This window comes from Pseudomonas sp. AP3_22 TE3818 (assembly GCF_053628995.1).
In genome coordinates, this window is the sequence record NZ_JBRJHL010000001.1 from 3,908,520 (window position 1) to 3,935,519 (window position 27,000).

A 27,000-nucleotide genomic window follows, 5' to 3' on the forward strand; every position below is an offset into this window, starting at 1 on the left:
TATTCCAGCCTGCTACCAGGTCAGCACCGCGCCCACGGCAAAGGTGTCGGTGTCTTCGTTCTGCTCATCGGTGTCATGGCCGTTGATTTCGAACTGGTTGTATTCGGCCACCAGCTTGAGGTTGTCGTTCACGTCATGGAACAACGCGATGCCGCGGGTCTCGTAGTCCGCACCGCTGCCGACCACGCCGTTGCCGTCGTCATTGGTCTTGCCGTAGGACAAGGCCAGGCGGTTCTTGCCCAGTTTGTAGGAGCCCTGCATCAGGTAGCCATCGCTGTCGACGTTGCGCAGGGTCGGCTCGCCGGCATTGTTGGTGAAAAACGGGTTGATGCCCCTGGCCTGGAAACCGGACCCGGTGAGGGACAAGCCGCCCATCTTCGCCTGCACGCCATAACCGACGCCCTTGGAGGTAACGGTCTCGACCGTCGAGTCGGTGTTGTCCGAGGTCTGGTAGCTGCCGTTGACCCAGCTGTAGATCTTGGCCCCCGCCAGGTCGAACTGATAGGTGACTTCACTCTCGGTACGCGGGTTTTCCTGATAGGCCTTGCCCGTCGGGCTGCTGTCGTTGGTGTCCACCGGGTCCATGATGCCGACCGCCACGCGCAGACCGTCCATCACTGGGGTGCGATAGGTGATCTGCGAGGTCGGGAACGGATACGGGTAGCCGGTGCCGATGTTGCCGAACGACACCCCGCCGCCATCCACCAGCCCCAACGTATCGCTGACCTGGCCGTAACCGGCGAGCATTTCGTCGAGCAGGATGTTGGAACGGGCGAACAAGCCGAAGTCCTTGCCGATCAGCACCTCGCCCCACTCCGGGTTGGCCACGGTGCCGAAGAACTGCCGCACATCGATGGCAGTGTCAGTGCCGTTGGTTTGGCTGTCGTTGATGGTGACCCAGAACGAGGCACGGGCGCCGAGCTTGAGATCGTCTACCTGCTTGCCCATGTTGAACCCCAGGTAGTTGGGCAAAAAGCCCATCTTGACCCGTGACTGCCGACGGTCGTACTGATCGCCGGCGCGGTCGACATCGCTGTTTACGTAGAAGGCGTTGATGTAGCCGTCGGTGGAGAACGTGGTCTGGTCCTTGTCGTACAGCATGATATCCGCCTCAGCCACCTGGCTCAGGCCCAGGGCAGACAGGCTGGCGATAAAGGCTGGCAGAAAACGATGCGTGACGTTCTTATTGTTGTGCATGGCGCGCTCCGAAACGGGGGACTGAGTGTCGGAGGCGATTATCGAAACCTGACGGGCGGCGCCATACGCTGCCTTGGGGCTGGTTTTGAGGTGCTTTGGATTGGCTGGCGGCGCGTGACCGCTATGGCGTAAGACCGCTCGTCGGCGAGGCTCGCCACTTAGGGCGTAGGCCTGTGGACCCGACTGGCATCCACAGGAACCGGTACCGGCTAGGCGTTGGCCTTGAGCAACATGTAGGCGGCGACCACCACGCAGACACTGGCAAAGCCGACCTGCAACGCCCGCGCCGGCACCCGGGCGCAGAGCTTGCGGCCGATGATCATGCCGATGATGCTAGCGCCAATGAAGGTGGCACCCACACTGTCGATGCGCACGCCGGCATGAAACGCGCCGATCACGCCGATGGCCGAAATCAGGCTGATCACCATCAGCGAAGTAGCGATGATCCCGCGCATCTGCACATCGGTCAGTTGCTTGAACGCCGGGACGATCAGGAAGCCGCCACCCACCCCGAGCAATCCCGAGACCACACCCGTGACCGCTCCGAGCGCGGCGAGGGTCGCGGTGCATTTGGCGGTCCAGGAAAAACGCCCGGTCTGTTGATCGAGCATGCAGTTTTTCTGGCCCCAGTTGGCATGCCCGTGGTCGCTCGGGCCTTCGTCCTTGCGTTCACGGCGCAACATTCGCCAGGCCACCATGACCATCAGCAGGCTGAACAGGATCATCAGGATTTTTTCCGGCAACTGATGGGCGAAGTAGATGCCCACCGGCGAAAACACCGCACCGAGCGCGGCGATCAGCAACGCCGCGCGATACCGCACCAGGCCATGGCGCAATCCATCGATGGCGCCGACTGCCGCCGCACTGCCCACCGCAAACAACGCCACCGGAGCGGCCTGGGTCATGCTCCAGCCCAATCCCAATACCAGGGCCGGCACCGCGAGAATCCCGCCGCCCGCGCCAGTCAAACCCAATACCAACCCCATCACCACGCCAAACAGACTTGCCAGCAACATAGGGAATTCTCAGTCGACCCGGGACAGACGCGTCAGCCACTCGCGACCCTTGAGCATACCGTTCCAATAGAACCACGGTAGCAGCGTTGCCTTGAGCCACCACGCCGAGCGGCGCGGCGTCGTCGGGTCAAGGGGAAAGGTCGGCAGCAATTTGCCCGCATAACCGAACTCGGCAAGGATCACCTTGCCCTTCTCCACCGTCAGCGGACAGGAGCCATAGCCGTCGTACTTCAGCGGCAGTGGTTGTTGCTTGCGCAAGGCCAGCAGGTTTTCGGCCACCACCACTATCTGCTTGCGCACCGCAGCGGCGGTTTTTGCATTGGTGGTGCCGCAGATATCACCCAGTGCGAAGACGTCTGGATAACGCGGATGTTGCAAGCTTTGCGGATTGACCTCGCACCAGCCGGCGGCGTCGGCCAACGGACTCTGGGCGACGAACTCCGGGGCCACCTGAGGTGGCACGACATGCAGCAAATCAAAGGTTTTTGCCTGGCGGGTGACAGTGCCCTCGGCGTCCTTGACCTCGAACCACGCGGTTTTCGCCGGGCCGTCGACCTTGACCAGATTCGAATTGAATGCCAGCCGGGCGTTGTACTTCTCGATGTACTTCATCAGCGGCGGGACAAAGGTCGCCACGCCGAACAACGCAGCGCCTGCGAGATTGAACTCGACATCGATGTTGTTCAGCACACCGCTCCTGTTCCAGTGATCACAGGACAGGTACAGCGCTTTTTGAGGCGCTCCCGCACATTTGATCGGCATGGCCGGCTGGGTGAACAGCACCTTGCCGCCGCGCAGTTTCTGCACCTGATCCCAGGTGTAGGTCGCGTGCCGGTAGCTGTAGTTGGAGGTCACGCCGTGCTGACCGAGGGTCTGCTCCAGGCCTTCGATTTTCTCCCAGGCCAGGCGCAGACCGGGGCAGACCACCAGGTTCTGATAGCTGACCGTGCGCGCGTCGCTGAGGATGAGCCGGCAATGGTCGGGGTCGATACCGGTCACGGCAGCCTGCACCCAATTGACCCCGCGCGGCATCACCGACGCCATCGGCCGCACGGTGTTTTCCACGTTGTAGGCGCCACCGCCGACCAGCGTCCAGGCCGGTTGATAGTAGTGCCGGGAGTCGGGTTCGATCAGGGTGATGTTCAGCTGCGGGCTACGCTTGAGCAGGCTGGCGACAAGGCCTATGCCCGCCGTGCCGCCGCCGATCACCACGATATCTGCACTGATGGATGGGCCCCAGTGTTGATCGTTCATTGCTTGTTCCTTTTGCTGCACGCAAGTTTTCTATCAGCCGCGACACAAAACAACTGTGGGAGCGGGCTTGCTCGCGAAAGCGGTGTGTCAGTAGACATAAACGTTGGCTGACACACCGCTTTCGCGAGCAAGCCCGCTCCCACAGGTTCGGTGTGTTGAACAAGATCAAGGTTGAACCCAGCTTTTAAGCACCGCCCCGCAATACAGCCCGGAGAGGGTTTTCATCACCTGGATCACCTCGTGACTGGCGAGACCGTAAAAAATGTACTTGCCTTCACGACGGGTCGCGACCAGTCCTTCATCGCGCAGGATCCCCAGTTGCTGGGACAGGGTCGGTTGGCGCACGCCGGTCATTTTTTCCAGCTCGCCTACGTTGCGCTCGCCCTGGGTCAGCTGGCACAGGATCAACAGGCGATCCTCATTGGCCAGGGCCTTGAGCAGCGCGCAAGCCTTGGAGGCCGAGGCGCGCAGTTGGGCGACTTCACATTCGGTCAGACTGGATTGCATTTGCAGGATGCCTTCAACGTCACTTAAGCTGCGAACATTATGTTTTTATATAAAGTGTTGCAACTGACTTTTCCACCCCTGCACAGGTTCGTGTCCATGCCCGCACTGATTGAAGCTTTCCTCGACCCCGCCTCCTCGACCTACAGCTACGTGGTCTACGAGGCTGATGGCGGGCAGTGTGCGATTGTCGACCCCGTGCTCGACTACGACGGTGCGGCCGGGCGTACCGCGACCACCCAGGCTGATAAAATCATCGCCTTCGTCCGCGCCCACACACTGCAAGTGCAATGGCTGCTGGAAACCCACGCCCACGCCGATCACCTGTCCGCCGCGCCCTATCTGCGCGAGCAACTGGGCGGCAAAATCGCCATCGGCGAGTCGATCAGCAAGGTGCAGGACGTGTTCAAGGCGCTGTTCAATCTGGAGCCATCATTTCGCGTCGACGGTTCGCAATTCGATCACCTGTTCGCCCCCGACGAATCGTTCATGATCGGCAACCTCAAGGCGACCGCCCTGCACGTGCCCGGCCATACGCCGGCGGACATGGCCTACCTGATCGACGCAGATGTGATTCTGGTAGGCGATACGATGTTCATGCCCGATGTCGGCTCTGCCCGTTGTGATTTCCCCGGTGGCAATGCCAACCAGATGTTTGCCTCGATCCGCAAGCTGCTGGCCTTCCCCGCCAGCGTGCGCCTGTACGTCTGCCACGACTATCCGCCCGAGGGACGCTCCTCCCAATGCATGACTACCGTGGGTGAACAGCGCAAAAGCAATATCCACGTACGAGACGGCATCGACGAAAAGGCCTTTGTCGACATGCGCACCAAACGCGATACCGGGTTGGGCATGCCAACACTGCTGCTACCGGCGATTCAGGTGAACGTGAGGGCGGGGAATTTACCCCCGGCGGAGGAAAACGGCGTGGTCTATCTGAAAATCCCGCTAAACACCCTATAAGAAAAGGCACCGAACGGTTTGGCACAAAAGACTTTGCCTACATGCCCTGGCGATAGGGGTGAAGTGGAATATTTCTCATCAGATAATCAGACTTCATTGGGCAAACAACCAATGGAGATTTTGCAATATGGATATCCGCCGCAACCACCGTGACATGACGCCACAGCAAAAAGCTGATTTTATCGAGGCGGTGTTGAGTCTGAAAAACGACGTCGGCAGCGTCCTTCGTCCTGGCCGCCAAAGCCGCTACGATGACTTTGTTCAAATACATAAAAACTCCATGGGCGCGGGAACTCCTCTTGATCCCAACCCCCACGGCAGCCCACTCTTCTATCCCTGGCATCGAATATTCCTCCGTCAGTTCGAGTTGGCGATGCAAGCTGCAACCAGTAACCCTGGCATCACCCTGCCCTACTGGAACTGGCAGCTCGGCGGAACAGACAACCCATTCACTTCGCATTTCATGGGAGGAGATGGCGATCCGGCGCAAGACGCCCGTGTCACCTTTGGGCCGTTTGCCATGGCAAACGGTCGATTCGACATCAGGGTGTGGGACGGGGAGACGGGCAACCCTGGACTGCGACGTAACCTGGCGGGCACAGCCTTTTTACCGACCATTGAGGCAGTTACCTCGACACTCAAAAATCCTCTTTACCAGGAACCGACAGGCGGATGGGAAAGCTCATCGGAAAATGACTTGCACAATCCCGTGCATTCCTGGATCGGTGGAGACATGACAACCGCCTCTTCTCCTAACGACCCCCTGTTTTTCCTGCATCATTGCTACCTCGATCTCCTGTGGGAGCGGTGGAGACGTCAACACCCAACGACACCTCCATACTCGGGCCGGCCGGACATGTTTAATGAACTGTTCGAATCAACGCTGGTTTTTAATCCTGACAACGAGCCTGCCCCGTGGCCGCAACACTTTACCGTTGAACAGACCCTGAGCACGGAAGGTCTTGACTATCGATATGAGTATTTCTAACCGAGTTCCGTGGGTCATCCTCCCAGCGTCAACCCACTGACCGACAACGGCAGCGCGGTTTTGTACCACACGGAAAATCCCCATCAATCAGCTCTGACCCTGTAGGAGCTGCCGCAGGCTGCGATCTCTTGATTCTGGGGAAAGGTGGCTCCCTGAAGATCAAAAGATCGCAGCCTTCGGCAGCTCCTACACAGCGCGATCCTTGATTTTCAGGTGCCCAACGTCAGGCCATTGGCCGGCAGCGGCAGCGCGGTTTTGTACCTCACCTGCTTGAGGGCAAAGCTCGATCGAATGTTCGCCACCCCGGGCACCTTGGTCAGGAAATCCATCATGAAACGCTCCAGCGACTGGATGGTAGGCACCAGCACCCGGATCAGGTAGTCCGGGTCGCCGGCCATCAGGTAGCACTCCATCACTTCGGGGCGGTCGGAAATCGCTTCTTCGAAATGCTGCAACGCCTCCTCCACCTGCTTCTCCAGGCTGACGTGAATGAACACGTTCACGTGCAACCCCAGCAGGTCGGCATCGAGCAGCGTCACTTGCTCGCGGATCACCCCCAGTTCTTCCATGGCCTTGACCCGGTTGAAACACGGCGTCGGCGAGAGGTTCACCGAACGTGCGAGGTCGGCGTTGGTGATGCGCGCATTCTCCTGAAGGCTGTTGAGAATGCCGATGTCGGTACGGTCCAGTTTGCGCATGAGACAAAACCACCTGTTTTTTTTGTTTATGCAGGTTTTTTATCTGCAAATGATCTTTGGCGCAACGAAACAGAGAGAAATATTCTTCTTGGGCGGGCCTATGATTGTTGTAGGACAAGATTTCTTCTACCGAACGAAATCTGTCAGCTCACTACAAGAAATTCACAAGATCGAGCGTAGAAGCCATGACCCAAGCGTATGAACCGCTGCGCCTGCACGTCCCCGAACCCTCGGGCCGTCCCGGCTGTAAAACCGACTTCTCCTACCTGCATCTGACCGATGCCGGCACGGTGCGCAAACCCCCAATCGACGTTGAACCGGCTGACACGGCTGACCTGGCCCGTGGCCTGATCCGCGTGCTCGACGATCAGGGCAATGCCCTTGGGCCGTGGGCCGAAAACGTGCCGGTGGAGATCCTGCGCAAGGGCATGCGCGCCATGCTCAAGACCCGCATCTACGACAACCGCATGGTGGTCGCCCAGCGTCAGAAAAAGATGTCGTTCTACATGCAGAGCCTCGGCGAAGAAGCCATCGGCAGCGCCCAGGCCCTGGCCTTGAACATCGACGACATGTGCTTCCCGACCTACCGCCAGCAAAGCATCCTGATGGCCCGCGACGTGCCGCTGGTCGACCTGATCTGCCAGCTGCTGTCCAACGAGCGCGATCCGCTCAAGGGCCGGCAATTGCCGATCATGTACTCGGTCAAGGAGTCCGGTTTCTTCACCATCTCCGGCAACCTCGCCACCCAGTTCATCCAGGGCGTGGGCTGGGGCATGGCCTCGGCGATCAAGGGCGACACCAAAATCGCCTCGGCCTGGATCGGCGACGGCGCCACCGCCGAGTCGGACTTCCACACCGCCCTGACCTTCGCCCACGTGTACCGCGCGCCGGTGATCCTCAACGTGGTCAACAACCAGTGGGCGATCTCCACCTTCCAGGCGATCGCCGGTGGTGAAGCCACCACCTTCGCCGGTCGCGGCGTCGGTTGCGGCATTGCCTCCCTGCGGGTCGACGGCAACGATTTCTACGCCGTGTACGCCGCCTCCGCCTGGGCCGCCGAACGTGCGCGCCGCGGCCTCGGCCCGACCATGATCGAATGGGTCACCTACCGCGCTGGCCCGCACTCGACCTCCGATGATCCGTCGAAATACCGCCCTGCCGATGACTGGAGCCACTTCCCGCTCGGCGATCCGATTGCGCGCCTCAAGCAGCACCTGATCAAGGTCGGCCAGTGGTCCGAAGAGGAACACGCCGCGGTCAGCGCCGAACTGGAAGCCCAAGTGATCGCCGCACAGAAAGAAGCCGAACAGTACGGCACCCTCGCCGGCGGCCAGATTCCAAGCGCTGCGACCATGTTCGAAGACGTCTACAAAGAGATGCCGGAGCACCTGAAGCGCCAGCGTCAAGAGTTGGGGATCTGACATGAACGATCACAACAACAATATCGAGCTGGAAACCGCCATGACCACGACCACCATGACCATGATCCAGGCCCTGCGCTCGGCCATGGATGTGATGCTTGAACGTGACGACAACGTCGTGGTCTTCGGCCAGGACGTGGGCTACTTCGGCGGCGTGTTCCGCTGCACCGAAGGCCTGCAGAACAAATACGGCACCTCCCGGGTGTTCGACGCGCCGATTTCCGAAAGCGGCATCGTCGGTGTCGCCGTGGGCATGGGCGCCTACGGCCTGCGTCCGGTGGCCGAGATCCAGTTCGCCGACTACGTCTACCCGGCTTCCGACCAGATCATTTCCGAAGCCGCCCGCCTGCGTTATCGCTCGGCAGGCGAGTTCACCGCACCGATGACCCTGCGCATGCCTTGCGGCGGTGGCATCTACGGCGGCCAGACCCACAGCCAGAGCATCGAGGCGATGTTCACCCAGGTCTGCGGTTTGCGCACGGTGATGCCGTCCAACCCGTACGACGCCAAGGGCCTGTTGATCGCCTCCATCGAAAACGATGACCCGGTGATCTTCCTCGAGCCGAAACGCCTGTATAACGGCCCGTTCGACGGTCACCACGACCGCCCGGTAACCCCGTGGTCGAAACACCCTGCCGCGCAAGTGCCGGACGGTTACTACACCGTGCCGCTGGACGTCGCTGCGATCACCCGTCCGGGCAAGGACGTCACCGTGCTGACCTACGGCACCACCGTGTACGTCTCGCAAGTCGCTGCTGAAGAAAGCGGCGTTGACGCCGAAGTCATCGACCTGCGCAGCCTGTGGCCGCTGGACCTTGAAACCATCGTCAAATCGGTGAAAAAGACCGGCCGTTGCGTGGTGGTGCACGAAGCGACCCGTACCTGCGGCTTTGGTGCCGAACTGGTGTCGCTGGTGCAAGAGCATTGCTTCCACCACCTGGAAGCGCCGATCGAACGCGTCACCGGTTGGGATACCCCTTACCCGCACGCGCAAGAGTGGGCGTATTTCCCAGGGCCGTCCCGAGTGGGCGCGGCGTTGAAACGGGTCATGGAGGTCTGAATGGGCACGCACGTCATTAAAATGCCGGACATTGGTGAAGGCATTGCAGAAGTTGAATTGTCGGTCTGGCACGTCAAGGTCGGCGACATGGTCGTCGAAGATCAGGTGCTGGCCGATGTCATGACCGACAAGGCGATGGTCGATATCCCGTCGCCGGTGCATGGCAAGGTGATTGCCCTCGGTGGCCAGCCGGGCGAAGTCATGGCGGTTGGCAGTGTGCTGATCAGCATTGAAGTCGAAGGCGCAGGCAACGTTAAGGAGTCGGCGCAACCGGCTCCCATTAAAGAAGCCCCGGTGGTCGCACCGAAAGTCGAAGCCGTGGTTGAAAGCAAACCGGTCGCTGCCCCAGCGCCGAAAGCGGCTGTCTGCCAGGGCCCGATGGTGGCTCGCGCGGCCGATGAACGTCCGCTGGCCTCCCCGGCCGTGCGCAAGCATGCGCTGGACCTGGGCATTCAGCTGCGCCTGGTGCGTGGCAGCGGCCCGGCCGGTCGCGTGCTGCATGAAGACCTGGACGCCTACCTGGCTCAGGGTGAGTCGAATGCATCGACGGTCAGCAGCGCTTACATCCAGCGCACCGATGAACAGCAGATCCCGGTGATCGGCATGCGCCGCAAGATCGCCCAGCGCATGCAGGACGCCACCCAGCGCGCCGCCCACTTCAGCTACGTCGAAGAAATCGACGTCACCGCCGTGGAAGAGCTGCGCGCGCACCTCAACGAAAAACACGGTGCGACTCGCGGCAAGCTGACCTTGCTGCCGTTCCTGGTCCGCGCCATGGTCGTCGCCTTGCGCGACTTCCCGCAGATCAACGCCCGTTATGACGATGAGGCACAGGTCATCACCCGCCTTGGCGCCGTGCACGTCGGCATTGCCACGCAAGCCGATATTGGCCTGATGGTGCCGGTGGTACGTCACGCCGAAGCCCGCAGCCTGTGGGACAGCGCAGCGGAAATCTCGCGCTTGGCCAGCGCCGCGCGCAACGGCAAGGCCAGCCGCGATGAGCTGTCCGGCTCGAGCATCACCCTGACCAGCCTCGGCGCCCTGGGCGGCATCGTCAGCACGCCGGTGCTGAACCTGCCGGAAGTGGCGATTGTCGGCGTGAACAAGATCGTCGAACGGCCGATGGTGATCAAAGGCCAGATCGTGGTCCGCAAGATGATGAACCTCTCCAGCTCCTTCGATCACCGCGTGGTCGACGGCATGGACGCGGCGCTCTTCATCCAGGCCATTCGTGGCTTGCTCGAACAACCCGCCACGCTCTTTGTCGATTAAGCATTTGTGGAGAAAGTCATGCAGACCCTGAATACCACGCTGCTGATCATCGGCGGCGGTCCCGGCGGTTATGTGACGGCGATCCGTGCCGGCCAGCTGGGCATCCCGACTATCCTGGTGGAAGGCCAATCCCTGGGCGGCACCTGCCTGAACATCGGCTGCATCCCGTCCAAGGCATTGATTCACGTCGCCGAGCAGTTTCATCAGACGCAGCAGCACCATCGGCTTTCGGCCCTGGGCATCAGCGTTTCAGCGCCGACCCTCGACATCACCAAGAGCGTCGAATGGAAAGACGGCATCGTCGATCGCCTGACCACCGGCGTTGCCGCGCTGCTGAAAAAGAACAAGGTCCAGGTCGTTCAAGGCTGGGCCAGAGTGGTTGACGGTAAAACCGTCGAGGTCGGCGACACACGCATCCAGTGCGAACACCTGGTGCTGGCCACCGGTTCGAAAAGCGTCAACTTGCCGATGTTGCCGATTGGCGGGCCGATCATCTCGTCCACCGAAGCCCTGGCGCCGACATCCATGCCCAAGCGCTTGATTGTGGTCGGCGGTGGCTACATCGGCCTGGAGCTGGGCATTGCCTATCGCAAGCTCGGTGTCGAGGTCAGCGTGGTGGAAGCGCAGGAGCGCATCCTGCCGGCCTACGACGCCGAACTGACACAGCCTGTGCACGACGAACTGAGAAAACTCGGCGTAAAGCTTTACTTGAAGCACAGCGTGCAAGGCTTTGATTTAAAAGAAAATACATTACAAGTATTGGCCCCGAACGGCGCGACCCTGAACCTGGAAACCGACCAGGTGCTGGTGGCCGTCGGTCGCAAGCCGAACACCCAGGGCTGGAACCTCGAAGCGCTGAACCTGGACATGAACGGTTCGTCGATCAAGATCGACAACCGTTGCCAGACCAGCATGCGCAACGTCTATGCCATCGGCGACCTGAGCGGCGAACCGATGCTCGCGCACCGGGCCATGGCCCAGGGCGAGATGGTCGCCGAGCTGATCAGCGGTAAATCCCGCGAGTTCAACCCGACCGCCATCGCCGCCGTGTGCTTCACCGACCCGGAACTGGTGGTGGTCGGCAAGACCCCGGACGAGGCCAGGACTGCAGGTCTGGACTGTATCGTGTCGAGCTTCCCGTTCGCCGCCAATGGCCGGGCGATGACTCTGGAGTCGAAAAGCGGCTTCGTGCGTGTGGTCGCCCGTCGGGACAATCATGTGATTGTCGGCTGGCAGGCGGTGGGGGTTGGCGTGTCCGAATTGTCCACGGCGTTCGCGCAAAGCCTGGAGATGGGCGCGCGGCTGGAAGACATCGGCGGCACCATCCATGCGCATCCGACGCTTGGTGAGGCGGTGCAGGAAGCGGCATTACGGGCTCTGGGCCACGCGCTGCATCTGTAAACACTCTACGCACATCCTGTAGGAGCCGGCTTGCTGGCGATCAATGCAACGCGGTGGATCAGGTTCGCCGCCATCGCCGGCAAGCCGGCTCCTACAGGGATGTAATCGTTACGAGGCAAAGCGGGAACGATCAAAGGAATACATTGCGGGCTGCGAAATCGGCCCGGAATGAAGTATTGTTGTGCCCATCCGGAAAAACGTCAGAAGCCTTGAACCGTTTCGGCGGTTGTTAAGTGATAGAGGGTGTCATGGGTAACGAAAGCATCAATTGGGACAAGCTGGGTTTTGACTACATCAAGACCGACAAGCGCTATCTGTCGTACTTTCGCAATGGCGAATGGGACAAGGGCACCCTGACCGAAGATAACGTGCTGCACATCAGCGAAGGCTCCACAGCCCTTCACTATGGCCAGCAATGCTTCGAAGGCATGAAGGCCTATCGTTGCAAGGACGGCTCGATCAACCTGTTCCGCCCGGACCAGAACGCCCTGCGCATGCAGCGCAGCTGCGCCCGTCTGCTGATGCCGCAAGTCGACACCGAGCAATTCATCGAAGCCTGCAAGGCCGTGGTCCGCGCCAACGAGCGTTTCATTCCGCCGTACGGCACCGGCGGCGCGCTGTACCTGCGCCCGTTCGTGATCGGCGTGGGTGACAACATCGGCGTGCGTACCGCCCCCGAGTTCATCTTCTCGATCTTCTGCATCCCGGTCGGCGCCTACTTCAAGGGTGGCCTGACCCCGCACAACTTCCAGATTTCCAGCTACGACCGCGCCGCGCCACAAGGCACCGGTGCGGCCAAGGTCGGTGGCAACTACGCCGCCAGCCTGATGCCGGGCTCCAAGGCCAAGAAAGCCCACTTTGCCGACGCCATCTACCTGGATCCGATGACCCACACCAAGATCGAGGAAGTCGGTTCGGCCAACTTCTTCGGGATCACCCACGACAACAAGTTCGTGACCCCGAACTCGCCATCGGTACTGCCGGGCATCACCCGTCTGTCGCTGATCGAGCTGGCCAGGACCCGTCTGGGTCTGGAAGTGGTTGAAGGCGACGTGTTCATCGACAAGCTCTCCGACTTCAAGGAAGCCGGTGCTTGCGGTACTGCGGCGGTGATCACGCCGATTGGCGGCATCGACTACAACGACCACCTGCACGTGTTCCACAGCGAAACCGAAGTCGGCCCGGTCACCCAGAAGCTCTACAAAGAGCTGACCCGGTGTGCAAACCGGCGACATCGAAGCGCCAGCGGGCTGGATCGTCAAGGTCTGACCTGACGCCAGGCGCACAAAAGCCCCCCATCGGGTGACCGACGGGGGGCTTTTTCATGGCTCCGAATTCAAAAACTACCACCTGCCCCTGTAGGAGCCGGCTTGCCGGCGATGGCGTCCTCACATACACCGCCATGCTTGAAGGCCCAATCGCCGGCAAGCCGGCTCCTACTGGTTCGGGTTGAGCAATGCCCCCCGGGCCGCCGCAGACTGCGATCGGCTGCCTTCAATTTCCGTGGGCAACTCGACACCAAAACGGACGCCCATCTCCTTGCGCCCCAACGCCGTCAACGCCAACGCCCGACTGTCCAGATCCTGGGTCACCCACTGGCGCTTGAGCGCCGTTTGCAGCAACGCTGCGCCTAGCGACCCGCCCAGATGCGGCCGGCGCATGCTCCAGTCCAGGCACGGACAGGCAAAACGACGGCGCAAGGTGCTCAAGTCCTCTACCTCGATCCCAAGCCCCTGAAACATTGCCGAACCACTGTCATTCAAGCGATAGGCCTGTTCGTCGGTTTCCTCCAGCCAGCCCGCTTCGAGCATCCGGTCATGCAACAGTACCGCCAGGGTGCCCGCCATGTGGTCGTAGCAGGTGCGGGCGAACTGCAGGCGGTCCGGGGTCCGCGCCTGGAAGCGCGGCGCCGTGTTCTGGCCGATCACCATCAGCGCTTCCAGGGCCTGGGCGACACGTTTGTCCGCCAGGCTGTAATAGCGGTGACGCCCCTGGACGTGCAGCCGCACCAGCGCCAGCTCCTTGAGCCTGGCCAGGTGGGCACTGGCGGTCGACGCGCTGACTTCGGCCACCGCCGCCAGCTCGGTGCTGGTGCGGGCATGGCCGTCCATCAGCGAACAGAGGATTTTCGTCCGCGCCGGCTCGGCGATGGCCGCCGCCACCTGCGAGACACCCATGTCGTGTTGTTCTGCGCTCATATTTCGCTCCCGGACGAATCAACGCCCTTTCGGACTGGAGATAGTAGCAACACTTTCCAACAACAAAAGGCTGTGACCCATGGACCCGATCATCGCTGCGACCCATGCCAATCCTTATCCCTACTACGCACAACTGCGTGCCGAGGGCGGGCTGGCTTTTCATCCGGGGCTGAACATGTGGGTGGCCAGCAGCGCCCGGGCGGTGACTGCCGTGCTGGCGCATGCCGATTGCCAGGTTCGCCCCGCGCAGGAGCCAGTCCCCAGGGCGATTGCCGATGGCATGGCCGGCCAGGTGTTCGGCCAACTGATGCGCATGAATGAGGGTGAGCGCCAGCAATGCCCACGGTCGGCGATTGCGCCGGGGCTGGAGTTGATCGATACGAGGGAAGTCGAGAGTCTGGTCAGCGCCCGGTTGATCACCGCCGACGCCGTCGGCCTGTACAACGCCATGTTCCGTGGGCCGGTGTGCGTGGTGGCGGCGTTGCTGGGATTCACCCCGGCTCAGGGCCGAATCATCAGCGAACTGACGGCGGACTTCGTGGCTTGCCTGTCGCCCTTGAGTACCTCGGCACAGCTGGCCGCCGCCCATGTCGCCGCCGAACAACTGAGCGGTTACTGTGTCGAGCTTTTGGCCGACCCGGACAACCACAGCCGTCTGCTTGCAGGCATTCGCCAGCGCTTCACCCGCGGCGCACCGCAAACGCTGATCGCCAACCTGATCGGCCTGTTTTCCCAGACGTTCGACGCCACGGCCGGGTTGATCGGCAACGCTGTGCTGGCGTTGATTCAACACCCGTGGTTACTCAGCGAGTCACCCCATGTCGACGAACTGCTGGCCGAAGTGCAGCGCCTGGACCCGCCGGTACAGAACACCCGCCGCTTCGTCGCCGCCCCCTGCGAGATTGACGGCGCAAAGCTGAATGCCGGGGACATGATCCTGGTGCTGCTGGCCTCGGCCAATCGCGACCCACAGCTCAACGACAACCCCGACGCACTCCTGCTCGACCGCCCGAACCGGCGCAGCTTCACCTTTGGTGCGGGGCGCCATCAATGTCCGGGGCAGACGCTGGCGTTGAGCATCGCTGGCGCTACTGTCCGCCACATTCTGGCGATGAAGCCGGGACTGGACCGCCTGACCTGGGATTACCGCCCGTCCGCCAATGGACGAATTCCGCTGTTCAGGGACTGGCCGGTGGCTTGATCGACGCTCAGTCCAACCGCCCAACCCGTGCAGCATCCGGCCAGAACAACGCCGCCTGCCCCAAATGCACACCCTGCTGATCAACCAGCGTCCACACCTTGCCTTCATGAATCATGAAGGCATTGCCCTGCCGATCCACCCGATAGCCACTGTAGCCATGAGCAATGCCATGGGCCGTGACCTGCTCCAGAAGCGTCTGGCGCATGTCCCGGTCCAGCGGTGACGCACTGAAACGCGAAGGCATGCCGATGAACTGCTCGCGCGGGTACTTGAAACTGGCGAGGGCCTGCTCGTTGGCGTAATAAAACAGCGGATCGGCCTCAGTGCCATGGGCCAGCAAAGCAAAAGGCGCGTGAGCATGCAGCCAGGCCAGACGCTCGTCTTCGCTGAGCGATTGCGGAGCCGGCAAGCGCACACCGGTCCAGTGCCGGTAAGCGACATCCAGCAATTGAACCATCTCCAGAAATTCATTGGTTGGTGACATGGGCTTCCTGTAAGGGGGTGAGTTCAATCATAAAACCTGTGGGAGCGAACTGGCTCGCCACGGTGGCGTGATATTCAACATCATTGTTGACCGACCTGTCGCTATCGCCAGCAAGTTCGCCCCACAGGACCGAGCACGGAACCGAACGCGGGGTGCCCGGATCAGATCAGTATCGACCGCCGTCACGCCAGGGATGCACTGATGAACGACTCACCAGCACTGCGCAGTTTCATCCCGCCCTACATTCTCAACCGCATCATCGCCCACGGTTCAGAGCCGCAGCGCACGGCGGCGATGATCACCCTGCATCATGTACAAAACCTGCTACCCAATCCCGGGCCACCTTCGCGGCCGCCGGAACGGGCGATTCTGCCACCGCCCGGTAAGCCGGGAGTGGCCCAGCGCAGCCTCCACGACGCTCAGAACAAAATGCTCTTGCCGGGTATGCCGGTGCGAATGGAAGGCCAGCCGGCCACAGGCGATGCGGCCGTCGATGAAGCTTACGATGCACTGGGTGCCAGCTATGATTTCTTCTGGAAGGTGCTGCGCCGCGACTCGATCGATAACAAGGGATTTGCCTTGGTCGGCAGCGTGCATTATGGCCAGGGATATGAAAACGCCTTCTGGAATGGTGCGCAAATGGTCTTTGGTGATGGTGACGGGGAAATTTTCCAGCGCTTCACCCGCTCGCTGGATGTGGTCGCCCATGAACTGGCCCATGGCGTGACCGAAAGCACGGCCGGGCTGATCTACGCCAACCAGTCCGGCGCCTTGAACGAGTCGCTGTCGGATGTGTTCGGCATCCTCACCAAGCAATTCGTCCTTGGCCACACCGTCGAGCAGGCGGACTGGCTGATCGGGGCTGACCTGCTGTCGCCAAAGATCAATGGCAGAGGCCTGCGCTCGATGTCCCATCCGGGCACGGCCTACGACGACCCGCTGCTGGGCAAGGATCCGCAACCGGATCACATGCGTGAATTCGTCATCACCCAGGAGGATAATGGCGGTGTGCACATTAATTCCGGCATCCCCAATCGCGCGTTTTATCTGGCGGCCAGAGCGCTTGGCGGGTTCGCCTGGAAGAAAGCCGGGGTGATCTGGTACGACGCCCTGTGCGACAAACGCCTGAATCCGGACGCCGATTTCGATGCCTTCGCCCGGCTGACCGTCGACCATGCCGGCCAACGCTTCGGTGCGCGAGAAGTCGAGGCCGTGCGCCAGGGCTGGGCTCAAACGGGCATCGAAATCACGGAGACCCTATGAAAACCCTGCCTGCATTGGGCGACGACGCCCGGGTTCGCCTCTCCCGCCAGGGTGGTTTCGCGGCGATTCACGCCTTGAGCCGCCCTCGGGAGATCGAGTTTGCGCAATGCGACATCAGCCAGCGCACCCGCATCTGCTCGGTACTGGAGGGTTGCCTGACCCTGGACAGCACGGTATCCGGGCGTGGCGATCAGCGCTTTTACCAGATAGAGGTGAACTATCGGCTAGGCGAGCAGGAAGACCGGATGGTGCTCAAAGTGCCGGAGGACCAGGCACCGGGAGAGCTGGTCCATCTTTGGGATACGGGGCAGTTGCCGTAGATCTCCCCAGCCGCACCGGTCAATCATCCCGCGTCAGCACTTCCAGCAATTCAATTTCGAAGATCAGGTTCGAATTCGGCGTGATCTTGCCCATGGTGCGTTCGCCATAGGCCAGGTGCGCCGGCACCAGCAACTTGCGCTTGCCACCGATCTGCATGCCCATGATGCCCTGGTCCCAGCCCTTGATGACCCGCCCGGTGCCGATCACGCACTGGAAGGGTTTGCCCCGGCTGTAGGACGAATCGAATTCGGTCCCGTCCTCCAGCCAGCCACGGTACTGGGTGGTGATCAGCGCGCCTTTGACGGCGGCTTTTCCGTCACCCAACTGCAGATCGATTACCTGAAGCTCGTCATTCATTGAATTCACTCGTATGCTCACTCGCCCTCAAGGGCCTGATGGGCGCCGTTTTCCCAGATTTGCCCGCGATTGGCAACCATTGCCGTCTGCGCGCGCTGCGTTCAAACCTGTTGGCTGACCTAAGATAATCAACTATTACCCGTACGGTTCAACGCCCTGATGGCCATTGCCGACCTGGCTGGCGATGTACGAAGCCAAGCGCGGCGGGAACAATCAGTATCGGCTGGGCACCGAGAGCGTGGTGCGGGCACACAGCGAATAGCGTTTGCTCCTCGAATGCATTGATCCACTTCTCGCATCAATGCATGCCAACAATGCAATTAACATATCGATGCCCCTGCTCCACTATCCGCCCTAATAAGAACCGTGCGCCGCGTCCAGCCGGTGCACGTCATAAAAGCGGTGGAGTACAGATCAATGACAGCATCAATCCAACGGCCCGCGACTGCCGGTCGCTCCCGGGCCAGCGCAATCTTCCGGGTCACCTCGGGCAACTTCCTCGAACAGTTCGACTTCTTCCTTTTTGGTTTCTATGCCACGCAGATCGCTGCCGTGTTCTTTCCGGCCAGCAGCGAATTCGCCTCGCTGATGATGACCTTTGCCGTGTTCGGCGCAGGCTTTCTGATGCGTCCGTTGGGCGCCGTGGTGCTGGGTGCCTATATCGATGACGTGGGTCGACGTAAAGGGTTGATCGTGACCCTGTCGATCATGGCCAGCGGTACGGTCCTGATTGTGCTGGTGCCCGGTTACGAAACCATCGGTTTGTTCGCCCCTGCCCTGGTGCTGATCGGGCGGCTGTTGCAGGGCTTTTCCGCCGGTGCGGAACTGGGTGGCGTGTCGGTGTATCTCGCGGAAATCGCCACACCCGGCCACAAGGGCTTTTTCACCAGTTGGCAGTCGGGCAGCCAGCAAGTGGCGATCATCGTCGCCGCCGCACTGGGTTACGCCTTGAACCAGTGGATGGCGCCGAGTGTGATTACCGACTGGGGCTGGCGGATTCCGTTCTTCGTCGGCTGCATGATCGTGCCCTTCATCTTCCTGCTACGCCGCAACCTGGAAGAAACTGAAGAGTTCGCCACCCGTAAACACCGCCCGAGCATGGGTGAGGTGTTCCGCACCCTGGGACAAAACTGGCTGATCGTGTTCGCCGGCATGATGATGGTCGCCCTGACCACCACCGCTTTCTACCTGATTACGGTGTACGCACCGACCTTCGGTAAAACCGTCCTGCACCTGAGCACGTCCGATGCGCTGCTGGTGACATTGCTGGTGGGTGTTTCGAACTTCATCTGGCTACCGATTGGCGGTGCACTTTCGGACCGTATCGGTCGACGCCCGGTGTTGATCACCATGGCCTTGCTGGCCATCGCCACCACTTACCCGGTGCTGACCTACCTGGTGAACGCGCCCAGCTTCATCCACATGCTGCTGGTGCTGTTGTGGCTGTCGTTCATTTATGGCCTGTACAACGGCGCGATGATCCCGGCGCTGACGGAAATCATGCCCGTGGAGGTCCGGGTGGCCGGTTTCTCCCTCGCCTACAGCCTGGCCACGGCCGTGTTCGGCGGGTTCACGCCGGCGATGTCGACCTTGCTGATCCAGTACACCGGCGACAAGGCGGCGCCAGGCTACTGGATGAGCTTTGCAGCACTGTGCGCGCTGTGCGCGACGCTCATGCTCTATCGCCGCGCCTCGAATCATCTGCAACCGGTGGCGTCGTGAACCTGCCCTTGATCGAGAACACAATCATGAAAAAACAGTTCGGTTTTGCCGCCATCGCGTTGGTGGCCAGCCTTGGATTGAGCGGCATTGCCCAGGCTGAAGAGATCCGTGTGATGACTTCCGGCGGCTTCACGGCGGCCTACAAGATCCTCGGCCCGAAGTTCGCCGCCGCCACCGGCAACACCCTCGACACCGCGCTCGGTCCCTCCATGGGCAAGGCCCCGGAAGCGATTCCCAATCGCCTGGCCCGGGGTGAGCAAGCCGACGTGGTGATCATGGTCGGCTACGCACTGGACGACCTGATCAAACAAGGCAAGGTCGACCCTGCTTCACGGGTCGAACTGGCGGATTCGCGCATTGGCCTGGTGGTGCGCGAAGGTGCACCGAAGCCGGACATCAGCAATGTCGAGGGCCTGAAAAAGACATTGCTCGAGGCGAAATCGGTGGCCTACTCCGACAGTGCCAGCGGCGTGTACATCGAGCAGCAGCTGTTCAAACGCCTGGGGATCGAAGACCAGCTCAAGCCCAAATCGACCATGGTGCCGAAAATCCCCGTGGGCTCTGTGGTTGCCACCGGCGACTATCAACTGGGCTTCCAGCAAGTCAGCGAATTGTTGCCAGTGCCGGGGGTGAGCTTCGTGGCGAAGATTCCGGAGTCAGTGCAATCGGTGACCCGGTTTGCCGCCGGCATCCCGGTAGGTGCCCAGCACCCGGCCGAAGCCAAGGCCTTGTTGGAATATATGGCCTCGACCCAGGCTCAACCGGATGTGAAAGCGACCGGACTGGACTCGGTCAGTCGCTGACCGCCGGCTGCAGGACTTTCATCTCCACCACCAGCCGTTCCAGCTCCAATGCCGCCGGGGTCAGGGTTCGACCCCGGCGCTTGATCAGACCGACGCTGCGCATCACTTGCGGATCGGTCAGCGGCACCCGCGTCAGGATCGGATGATCCGCTGCCGGCATCGCCATCAGCGGCACTGCCGCTACGCCCAACCCAGCCTCCACCAGTCCGATCATGGTGGTTACGTGCCGGGTTTCGCAGATGCTCGGCCGCTGCGGCACCACGCCGGTCAACGCCTGGTCCAGCAGAAAACGGTTGCCCGAGGTTTTATCCAGCGAGATGTAATCCTGCCGATAGAACTCGTCCCAGGTGACACTGCTTCGCCCCGCCAGCGGATGATCGCGCCGGCACGCCACGACATACCCTTCCTGCACCAGGGGCTCGAAATCCACTTCGGCTTCCAGCGTGCCCATGAAGCTCAGGCCGAAATCCGCTTCGCCATTGACCACCGCGCTCAAGACGTCGTGGGCGCTGGAGTCCAGCACCTTGACCTTGATCCGCGGAAACTGCCGGTGATAGTGCGCGATCACCCGCGGCATGAAGTAGTAAGCCGCCGAGGGTACACAGGCGACCGTGACATGGCCGAGCCGGGTCGAAGCGACTTCGCTGATGCCCAGCAATGCGACGTCCAGATCGTCCAGCAGGCGCTCGACGCTGGGCATGAAACCCCGTCCGGCCTGGGTCAGGCTGACCTTGCGCGTGGTGCGCTCGAACAGGCGCACGCCAAGGGCATCTTCGAGTTTTTCGATCCGCCGGCTCAACGCGGGCTGGGAAATGCGCACCGTATCGGCGGCCTTGCGAAAGCTGCCCTGCTCGACCACGGCACGGAAGGCCTGCAGGTCATTGAGGTCGAAGTTGATCGCCATGGGGTTACTCGCAAGCGACGCTGATTGATCAGCTAATCCTATAAATGTAACTAACTAATGCAAATTGTAACATCTGAAGCCGAGCGCTTTGCTGACGCCGAAGGGCTCAGCCTTTATTCTTGTCACCCCCGCTGTACCGAGTCCTGGAGTTTTCCAATGCCCCATGAAGGCAACCTGCTACAAGCCGCTGTCGTGTTCCTGATGGCGGCCGTACTCATCGTTCCGTTAGCCAAGCGCCTGCAACTGGGGGCGGTCCTGGGTTATCTGTTCGCCGGGGTGATCATCGGCCCGTCAGTGCTGGGGTTGATCGACAACCCGCAAAGCGTTGCGAACATTTCCGAACTCGGCGTGGTATTGCTGCTGTTCATCATCGGCCTGGAGCTGTCGCCGCGACGCTTGTGGGTGATGCGCAAATCTGTGTTCGGCGTGGGCCTGGCGCAAGTGCTGCTGACCGGCACGGTGATTGGCGTGGTGGCCTTGTGGTTGTTTGGCCAGCCGTTGAACACCGCGATCGTCCTCGGCCTGGGCCTGGCGCTGTCGTCCACGGCGTTCGGCCTGCAAAGCCTGGCTGAGCGCAAGGAACTGACCAGCCCCCACGGGCGGTTGGCGTTCGCGATCCTGTTATTTCAGGACATCGCCGCGATCCCCTTGATCGCCATGGTGCCGCTGCTGGCCGGTGGCGATCACAGCACCAGCGCCAGCGAAAACCTGAACCACGGTCTGCAAGTGCTGGCCAGCATCGCCGTAGTGGTGATCGGCGGGCGTTACCTGCTGCGGCCGGTGTTCCGCGTGGTGGCCAAGACCGCGTTGCCGGAGGTTTCCACCGCCACCGCGTTGCTGGTGGTGATCGGCACGGCCTGGTTGATGGAGCTGGTCGGTATTTCCATGGCCCTTGGCGCCTTCCTCGCGGGTCTGCTGCTGGCGGACTCCGAGTATCGCCATGAACTGGAAGCCCAGATCGAACCGTTCAAGGGCCTGTTGCTGGGGCTGTTTTTCATCAGCGTCGGCATGGGCGCGAACCTGAGCCTGTTGCTGAGCACGCCGGTCGCAGTGCTGGGCCTGACCCTGCTGCTGATCGCGATCAAACTGCCGCTGCTGTTTATCGTCGGCCGCCTGGCCGGAGGTTTGAAGAACGTCAGTGCGATCCGCCTGGGTATCGTGTTGGCGGCCGGTGGTGAATTTGCCTTTGTAGTGTTCAAGATCGGTCGCGATCATGGGCTGTTCGCCGCCGGGCTGTATGACTTGCTGGTGTTGACCATCACCCTGTCCATGGCCGTGACGCCGCTATTGCTGCTGGCTTGCGCACGCCTGGTCAGCCCGAAAGTGCAACCGGTGGAAGTACCGGATAATTTCCGTGAAATCGACGCCGACGCGCCGCGAGTGGTAATCGCCGGGATGGGCCGCATGGGCCAGATCGTTGCGCGGATCCTGCGCGCGCAGAACATCAAGTTCGTGGCCCTCGACACCTCGGTGGAAACCATCGAACTGTCCCGCAGCTTCGGTGGCGTGCCGGTGTTCTACGGCGACCCGATGCGCCCGGAAATCCTCAGCGCGGCCAAGGTCGGCGAAGCCGAGTTTTTTGTGATCGCCACAGACGACCCGGACACCAACATCAAGACTGCCGAGCTGGTGCGCAAGCTCTATCCGCATATGAAAATCATCGCCCGCGCCCGTAACCGTCAGCATGTGCACCGGCTGATGGACGTCGGTGCTCACGCCGTGCGCGAGACCTTTTTTTCGAGCCTGGAAATGAGCCGGCAAACCCTGATCGGGTTGGGATTGACCCAAGCCCAGGCCGATGCACGGATCAAGCGTTTCAAGCAGCACGACGAAGAGGTGCTGGAAGCCCAGCACGCGGTGTATGACGACGCGGTGAAAGTGATGCAGACGGCGCAGGAAGCCCGGGCGGAACTGGCCAGGTTGTTCGAGTCGGATCAACTGCAGGAGCAGGCGGGCAAGAAATGAGGTGACTGGAATGGCCTCTTCGCGAGCAAGCCCGCTCCCACCAGAGGTCTCTGCCAGGCTCAACATTTGTGCGCACCTCAGATCCAGTGTGGGAGCGGGCTTGCTCGCGAAGAACGATAACGCGGTGTGATGGATCAACAACGACCAAGGAACCACCATGGCTGACCAACCTGCCCCCGCCCTCAAGGAAATCTTCAACACCGAGCGCCTCCAGCACATCGCCACAGAGATGACAGCGGTGTATCCCGGTTTTGATGCCAAGAAATTCCTCAAGCTGGCCCAATCCGGCCTGGCAGACCTCAGCGTCATGCAGCGCATGGCCCGGGTCAGCGAATGCCTGCACGCCGTGCTGCCGCTGGACTATGAAGCATCGCTGCAGGTGCTGCGCGCCCTCGCCCCGCGCCTGAACAGCGGCTTCGTCAGCATGTGCCTGCCGCACTACGTCGCCCGTTACGGCGCCCATGCGTTCGATCAGTCGATGGACGCGCTCAAATACTTCACTGCTTTCGGCTCTTCGGAATTCGCGATCCGCCACTTTCTGCGCGGCGACCTCGAGCGTTCGCTCAAGCTGATGCACGACTGGTCGCTGGATGACAACGAACACGTACGACGCCTGGCCAGTGAAGGCTGCCGGCCACGCCTGCCCTGGTCCTTCCGCCTGGAACCCATCCAGGCCGACCCGACACTCGCCGCGAAAATCCTCGACAACCTCAAGGCCGACACCAGCCTGCACGTGCGCAAGTCCGTGGCCAACCACCTCAACGACATCACCAAGGACCACCCCGGCTGGGTGCTGGACCTGATCGAAGGCTGGTCGCTGGATAACCGGCACACCGCATGGATCGCCAAACACGCCCTGCGCAGCCTGATCAAACAGGGCAATCAGCGGGCACTGGCGATTATCGGCGCGGGCGGCAAGCCTGAAGTCGAGATCGTCGATGTGAAAGTCGAACCGCCGGTGATTGGCCTGGGAGAAAAAATCACCCTGTCGTTTGCCATCAGATCCACCGTTGAAAACAGCCAGCGCCTGGTGATCGACTACGCCATCGATTACGTCAAGGCCAACGGCAGCACCTCGGCGAAGGTCTTCAAGCTCAAGGCGCTGACACTGCCCGGCAACGCCAGCGAAGCCGTCAGCCGTGGGCAGCAGATCAAGGAGCTGACTACCCGCCGGCATTATGCGGGGCGTCATGCGGTGCATATCATGGTTAACGGCGAGCGGCTGGCCAGCACACAGTTCGAGATCGTCTGATTACGCCGCTATCCCTTGTAGGAGCTGGCTTGCCAGCGAAAACGGTCCCGAATCGGATGCAATTCTCTCGGGCCCCTTCGCCAGCAAGCCGGCTCCTACAGACGATTGTGGCCTAGTAGCAGGTCTTGCTCCCGCTCACACAACTCCACCACATAATCCCAAAGCACCCGCAACCGCACCGACTTGTGCAACTCCCGGCGAGTGCTGATCCAGTAACTGCGCTGGATGCTTTCATCCGGCAACAGCGGCACCAGCCCCGGATCGGCGCCGGCCATGTAACACGGCAACACCGCAATCCCCAGGCCTGAGCGCGCAGCCTGCTGCTGGGCGATCACGCTGGTGCTGTGAAACACCACCTGCGGGTTGCGGCAGAAGCTGTTGAGGAACATCAATTCCTGGCTGAACAGCAGGTCGTCGACATAGCCGATCCAGGCATGACGCCCCAGATCCTCGCGACTGCGCAAAGGCGGCGAACGATCGAGGTACTCCTGGCTGGCATACAACGCCAGGCGATAGTCAGTGAGCTTGCGGGTGACCAGCATGTCGGCGGCCGGGCGCTCAAGGTGGATGCTGATTTCCGCCTCGCGGTTGAGGATGCTGACAAACCGCGGCACCGCCACCAGTTCCACTTCCAGCCCCGGATAGCGTTCGAACAAGCCGTTCATGCGGCTGGCGAGGAACATGATGCCCAGGCCTTCGGTCACCCCGACACGGATCTTGCCCAAGGGTGCGGTGGATTGGGTGATTTCCTCCTGGGCCAGCAGCGCCACGTTCTCCATCGCCTCGGCGTGTTTAAGCAACGCCTCGCCCGCCGGGGTCATCTCATAACCCTGGGCATGCTGAACGAACAATGCCGTACCCAGGCTCTTTTCGATGGCCTCGATGTGCCGCGCCACGGTGGCATGGGTGGTGTTCAAGCGCCGGGCAGCCGTGAGCAACCTCCCGCTGCGTTGCAATTCGAGAAAAAACCGCAGGTCATTCCAGTCGAACATGAAGCGTCCTTGTTCGTTGCCGTTCGGGATGCTGTTTAAAAACGCACAGCGGCTGCGCAAAAACTAACATTCTTTTGACGAAAGCTAACAACTAGGATGACAGACAACAAGAACAACAAAACGAGGTCAGGGATGCAGGCTTCCCTTGATGAATACGATTACATCGTGGTCGGAGCCGGGCCGGCCGGGTGTCTGCTGGCCAATCGACTGTCGGCCAACCCTCGACATCGCGTGTTGTTGCTCGAAGCCGGCGGCCGCGACAACTATGCGTGGATTCACATCCCCGTGGGTTATCTGTACTGCATCGGCAACCCGCGCACCGACTGGTGCTTCAAGACCGAAGCGCAACCGGGCCTGCAAGGTCGCGCCCTGAGCTATCCGCGCGGCAAGGTACTGGGCGGCTGCTCATCCATCAACGGCATGATCTACATGCGCGGCCAGGCCGGTGACTACGACCGCTGGGCCGCCGACGGCAACCCGGGCTGGAGCTGGCAAGACGTGTTGCCGCTGTTCAAGCAAAGTGAAAACCACTTCGCCGGTGCCGCCGAATTTCACGGCGACGCGGGTGAATGGCGAGTCGAACGCCAGCGCCTGTCGTGGCCGATTCTCGACGCCTTCCGCAGTGCCGCCGAACAAAGCGGCATCGCCAGCATCGATGACTTCAACCAGGGCGACAACGAAGGTTGCGGCTATTTCCAGGTCAATCAGAAGGCCGGCATCCGCTGGAACGCGGCCAAGGCGTTTCTCAAACCGATTCGCCAACGCTCCAATCTCACCGTACTGACCGGGGTCGAAGTCGACCGCGTGCTGCTGGACAATGGCCGCGCCTCTGCCGTCAGCGCCCGCTGGCAAGGTCAGGCGAAGACCTTCAAGGCGCGCAAGGAGATCGTCCTCTGTGCCGGCTCGGTTGGTTCGCCCGGCATCCTGCAACGCTCCGGTATCGGCCCGCGTCCGCTGCTTGAGAGGCTGGGCATTGGCGTCGCCCATGAACTGCCCGGTGTCGGCGGCAACTTGCAGGATCACCTGCAACTGCGGCTGATCTACAAGCTGGAAAATGCCCGCACCCTCAACCAGATGGCCGGCAGCCTGTGGGGCAAGCTGGGCATGGGCCTGCGCTACCTGTATGACCGCAGCGGCCCGCTGTCCATGGCGCCGAGCCAGTTGGGCGCCTTTGCCCGCTCGGAACCGGAACAGACTTCAGCCAACCTCGAATACCACGTGCAACCGCTGTCGCTGGAGCGCTTTGGCGAACCGCTGCATGCCTTCCCGGCGTTCACCGCATCGGTCTGCGATCTACGCCCGCAAAGCCGTGGCCGGGTGGATATCCGCTCGGCGGATCCGCAACAAGCACCGCTGATCCAGCCCAATTACCTCAGCCACCCGGAAGACCTGCGGGTCGCCGCCGACGCCATTCGCCTGACCCGGCGCATCGTCGCCGCACCCGCCCTGCGCGCCTTCAATCCGGTGGAATACCTGCCCGGCGCCAGCCTGCAAAGCGAGGAACAACTGCACGAAGCCGCCGCGCGCATCGGCACCACGATTTTCCACCCCGTGGGCACCTGCCGCATGGGCAATGACGCCGAGGCCGTGGTCGATGCGCAACTCAAGGTCCATGGCATCCCCGGCCTGCGCATCGCCGATGCCTCGATCATGCCGCGCATCACCTCGGGCAACACCTGCTCACCAACGCTGATGATTGCAGAGAAAGCGGCACAACTGATCCTCACCCCGCCACAAGGAGCATCACACCGACAATGGAACTGA

24 protein-coding genes and 1 pseudogene are annotated in these 27,000 nt (G+C 61.4%); 15 read left to right on the forward strand and 10 right to left on the reverse strand.

The features are described 5' to 3' along the window. Positions 1-12 precede the first annotated feature (12 nt). The 4 genes from AB7M25_RS17595 to AB7M25_RS17610 form a co-directional block, all read right to left on the reverse strand. Complete coding sequence (locus AB7M25_RS17595) at positions 13-1,197, reverse strand: porin (RefSeq protein WP_454237728.1); 1,185 nt, start codon at positions 1,195-1,197, stop codon at positions 13-15. Positions 1,198-1,406: 209 nt separating this feature from the next. Then, a complete protein-coding gene (locus AB7M25_RS17600; protein ID WP_429386073.1) occupies positions 1,407-2,213 on the reverse strand; it encodes a sulfite exporter TauE/SafE family protein in 807 nt (268 codons plus the stop codon). Positions 2,214-2,222: 9 nt separating this feature from the next. Next, on the reverse strand, positions 2,223-3,467 hold the full coding sequence (locus AB7M25_RS17605) for an NAD(P)/FAD-dependent oxidoreductase (protein WP_429518869.1): 1,245 nt from the start codon (positions 3,465-3,467) through the stop codon (positions 2,223-2,225). Between the two features lie 165 nt (positions 3,468-3,632). Beyond that, positions 3,633-3,974 carry an ArsR/SmtB family transcription factor gene (locus AB7M25_RS17610; RefSeq protein WP_007976596.1) on the reverse strand — a complete coding sequence of 114 codons (342 nt, stop codon included), beginning with the start codon at positions 3,972-3,974 and terminating at the stop codon, positions 3,633-3,635. 96 nt (positions 3,975-4,070) lie between these two features. Here AB7M25_RS17610 and AB7M25_RS17615 point away from each other — a divergent pair, with 96 nt between their 5' ends. Together AB7M25_RS17615 and AB7M25_RS17620 are read left to right on the forward strand one after the other, a co-directional pair. Beyond that, positions 4,071-4,934, forward strand: coding sequence for an MBL fold metallo-hydrolase (locus AB7M25_RS17615; protein ID WP_429386068.1), 864 nt, complete (start codon positions 4,071-4,073; stop codon positions 4,932-4,934). 127 nt (positions 4,935-5,061) lie between these two features. Next, positions 5,062-5,922, forward strand: coding sequence for a tyrosinase family protein (locus AB7M25_RS17620; protein WP_429386066.1), 861 nt, complete (start codon positions 5,062-5,064; stop codon positions 5,920-5,922). Between the two features lie 209 nt (positions 5,923-6,131). Here the strand turns inward: AB7M25_RS17620 and bkdR are convergent, their stop codons facing one another. Then, positions 6,132-6,620 (reverse strand): Bkd operon transcriptional regulator BkdR, encoded by a 489-nt coding sequence (gene bkdR / locus AB7M25_RS17625; protein WP_095967630.1) that lies wholly within the window; start codon positions 6,618-6,620, stop codon positions 6,132-6,134. A 185-nt stretch (positions 6,621-6,805) separates the two neighbouring features. On the opposite strand from bkdR, the gene AB7M25_RS17630 reads away from it, so the two are divergent. The 5 genes and pseudogenes from AB7M25_RS17630 to AB7M25_RS17650 all read left to right on the forward strand — a co-directional run bounded on the left by AB7M25_RS17630 (position 6,806) and on the right by AB7M25_RS17650 (position 13,043). Beyond that, positions 6,806-8,041: a 3-methyl-2-oxobutanoate dehydrogenase (2-methylpropanoyl-transferring) subunit alpha gene (locus AB7M25_RS17630; RefSeq protein WP_007976592.1), complete on the forward strand. Its 1,236-nt coding sequence runs from the start codon at positions 6,806-6,808 to the stop codon at positions 8,039-8,041. A 1-nt stretch (position 8,042) separates the two neighbouring features. Further along, positions 8,043-9,101, forward strand: a complete 1,059-nt coding sequence (locus AB7M25_RS17635) for an alpha-ketoacid dehydrogenase subunit beta (protein ID WP_015095444.1) — start codon at positions 8,043-8,045, stop codon at positions 9,099-9,101. Further along, complete coding sequence (locus tag AB7M25_RS17640) at positions 9,102-10,373, forward strand: dihydrolipoamide acetyltransferase family protein (protein ID WP_429386063.1); 1,272 nt, start codon at positions 9,102-9,104, stop codon at positions 10,371-10,373. A gap of 18 nt (positions 10,374-10,391) precedes the next feature. After that, entirely contained in the window at positions 10,392-11,774 is a 1,383-nt protein-coding gene (gene lpdA / locus AB7M25_RS17645) for a dihydrolipoyl dehydrogenase (protein WP_454237729.1), read from the forward strand. 248 nt (positions 11,775-12,022) lie between these two features. Beyond that, a pseudogene (locus AB7M25_RS17650) lies at positions 12,023-13,043 on the forward strand (branched-chain amino acid aminotransferase). A gap of 167 nt (positions 13,044-13,210) precedes the next feature. On the opposite strand, the gene AB7M25_RS17655 reads toward AB7M25_RS17650, so the two are convergent. Next, on the reverse strand, positions 13,211-13,972 hold the full coding sequence (locus AB7M25_RS17655; protein WP_429386058.1) for an ArsR/SmtB family transcription factor: 762 nt from the start codon (positions 13,970-13,972) through the stop codon (positions 13,211-13,213). A 79-nt stretch (positions 13,973-14,051) separates the two neighbouring features. Between AB7M25_RS17655 and AB7M25_RS17660 the strand changes: the two genes are divergently transcribed. Then, complete coding sequence (locus AB7M25_RS17660) at positions 14,052-15,173, forward strand: cytochrome P450 (protein ID WP_429386056.1); 1,122 nt, start codon at positions 14,052-14,054, stop codon at positions 15,171-15,173. 7 nt (positions 15,174-15,180) lie between these two features. Here AB7M25_RS17660 and AB7M25_RS17665 read toward each other — a convergent pair whose 3' ends face one another. Then, positions 15,181-15,657 (reverse strand): MEKHLA domain-containing protein, encoded by a 477-nt coding sequence (locus AB7M25_RS17665; protein ID WP_429386054.1) that lies wholly within the window; start codon positions 15,655-15,657, stop codon positions 15,181-15,183. Positions 15,658-15,858: 201 nt separating this feature from the next. Here AB7M25_RS17665 and AB7M25_RS17670 point away from each other — a divergent pair, with 201 nt between their 5' ends. Both AB7M25_RS17670 and AB7M25_RS17675 read left to right on the forward strand, forming a co-directional pair. Further along, positions 15,859-16,920, forward strand: a complete 1,062-nt coding sequence (locus tag AB7M25_RS17670) for a M4 family metallopeptidase (RefSeq protein ID WP_429386052.1) — start codon at positions 15,859-15,861, stop codon at positions 16,918-16,920. After that, positions 16,917-17,240: a protealysin inhibitor emfourin gene (locus AB7M25_RS17675; protein WP_429386050.1), complete on the forward strand. Its 324-nt coding sequence runs from the start codon at positions 16,917-16,919 to the stop codon at positions 17,238-17,240. Before AB7M25_RS17670 ends, AB7M25_RS17675 begins: the two co-directional genes overlap by 4 nt. A gap of 19 nt (positions 17,241-17,259) precedes the next feature. Here AB7M25_RS17675 and AB7M25_RS17680 read toward each other — a convergent pair whose 3' ends face one another. Then, positions 17,260-17,598: an FKBP-type peptidyl-prolyl cis-trans isomerase gene (locus tag AB7M25_RS17680; RefSeq protein ID WP_454237730.1), complete on the reverse strand. Its 339-nt coding sequence runs from the start codon at positions 17,596-17,598 to the stop codon at positions 17,260-17,262. 417 nt (positions 17,599-18,015) lie between these two features. On the opposite strand from AB7M25_RS17680, the gene tcuC reads away from it, so the two are divergent. Then, positions 18,016-19,320, forward strand: a complete 1,305-nt coding sequence (gene tcuC, locus AB7M25_RS17685) for an MFS transporter (RefSeq protein WP_104447433.1) — start codon at positions 18,016-18,018, stop codon at positions 19,318-19,320. A 26-nt stretch (positions 19,321-19,346) separates the two neighbouring features. After that, positions 19,347-20,123 (forward strand): substrate-binding domain-containing protein, encoded by a 777-nt coding sequence (locus AB7M25_RS17690; RefSeq protein ID WP_429386045.1) that lies wholly within the window; start codon positions 19,347-19,349, stop codon positions 20,121-20,123. Here the strand turns inward: AB7M25_RS17690 and AB7M25_RS17695 are convergent. Next, the gene (locus tag AB7M25_RS17695) at positions 20,113-21,027 is read right to left on the reverse strand and encodes a LysR family transcriptional regulator (RefSeq protein WP_454237731.1); all 915 of its coding nucleotides are present in this window, start codon (positions 21,025-21,027) and stop codon (positions 20,113-20,115) included. The two genes, AB7M25_RS17690 and AB7M25_RS17695, sit on opposite strands and share 11 nt — an antisense overlap. A gap of 156 nt (positions 21,028-21,183) precedes the next feature. Between AB7M25_RS17695 and AB7M25_RS17700 the strand changes: the two genes are divergently transcribed. Together AB7M25_RS17700 and AB7M25_RS17705 are read left to right on the forward strand one after the other, a co-directional pair. Continuing rightward, a complete protein-coding gene (locus tag AB7M25_RS17700; RefSeq protein ID WP_429386041.1) occupies positions 21,184-22,992 on the forward strand; it encodes a monovalent cation:proton antiporter-2 (CPA2) family protein in 1,809 nt (602 codons plus the stop codon). Between the two features lie 157 nt (positions 22,993-23,149). Then, positions 23,150-24,244: a DNA alkylation repair protein gene (locus tag AB7M25_RS17705; RefSeq protein ID WP_454237732.1), complete on the forward strand. Its 1,095-nt coding sequence runs from the start codon at positions 23,150-23,152 to the stop codon at positions 24,242-24,244. Positions 24,245-24,339: 95 nt separating this feature from the next. Here AB7M25_RS17705 and AB7M25_RS17710 read toward each other — a convergent pair whose 3' ends face one another. Then, positions 24,340-25,236, reverse strand: coding sequence for a LysR family transcriptional regulator (locus tag AB7M25_RS17710; RefSeq protein WP_429386037.1), 897 nt, complete (start codon positions 25,234-25,236; stop codon positions 24,340-24,342). A 132-nt stretch (positions 25,237-25,368) separates the two neighbouring features. On the opposite strand from AB7M25_RS17710, the gene AB7M25_RS17715 reads away from it, so the two are divergent. Next, entirely contained in the window at positions 25,369-27,000 is a 1,632-nt protein-coding gene (locus tag AB7M25_RS17715) for a GMC family oxidoreductase (RefSeq protein ID WP_454237733.1), read from the forward strand.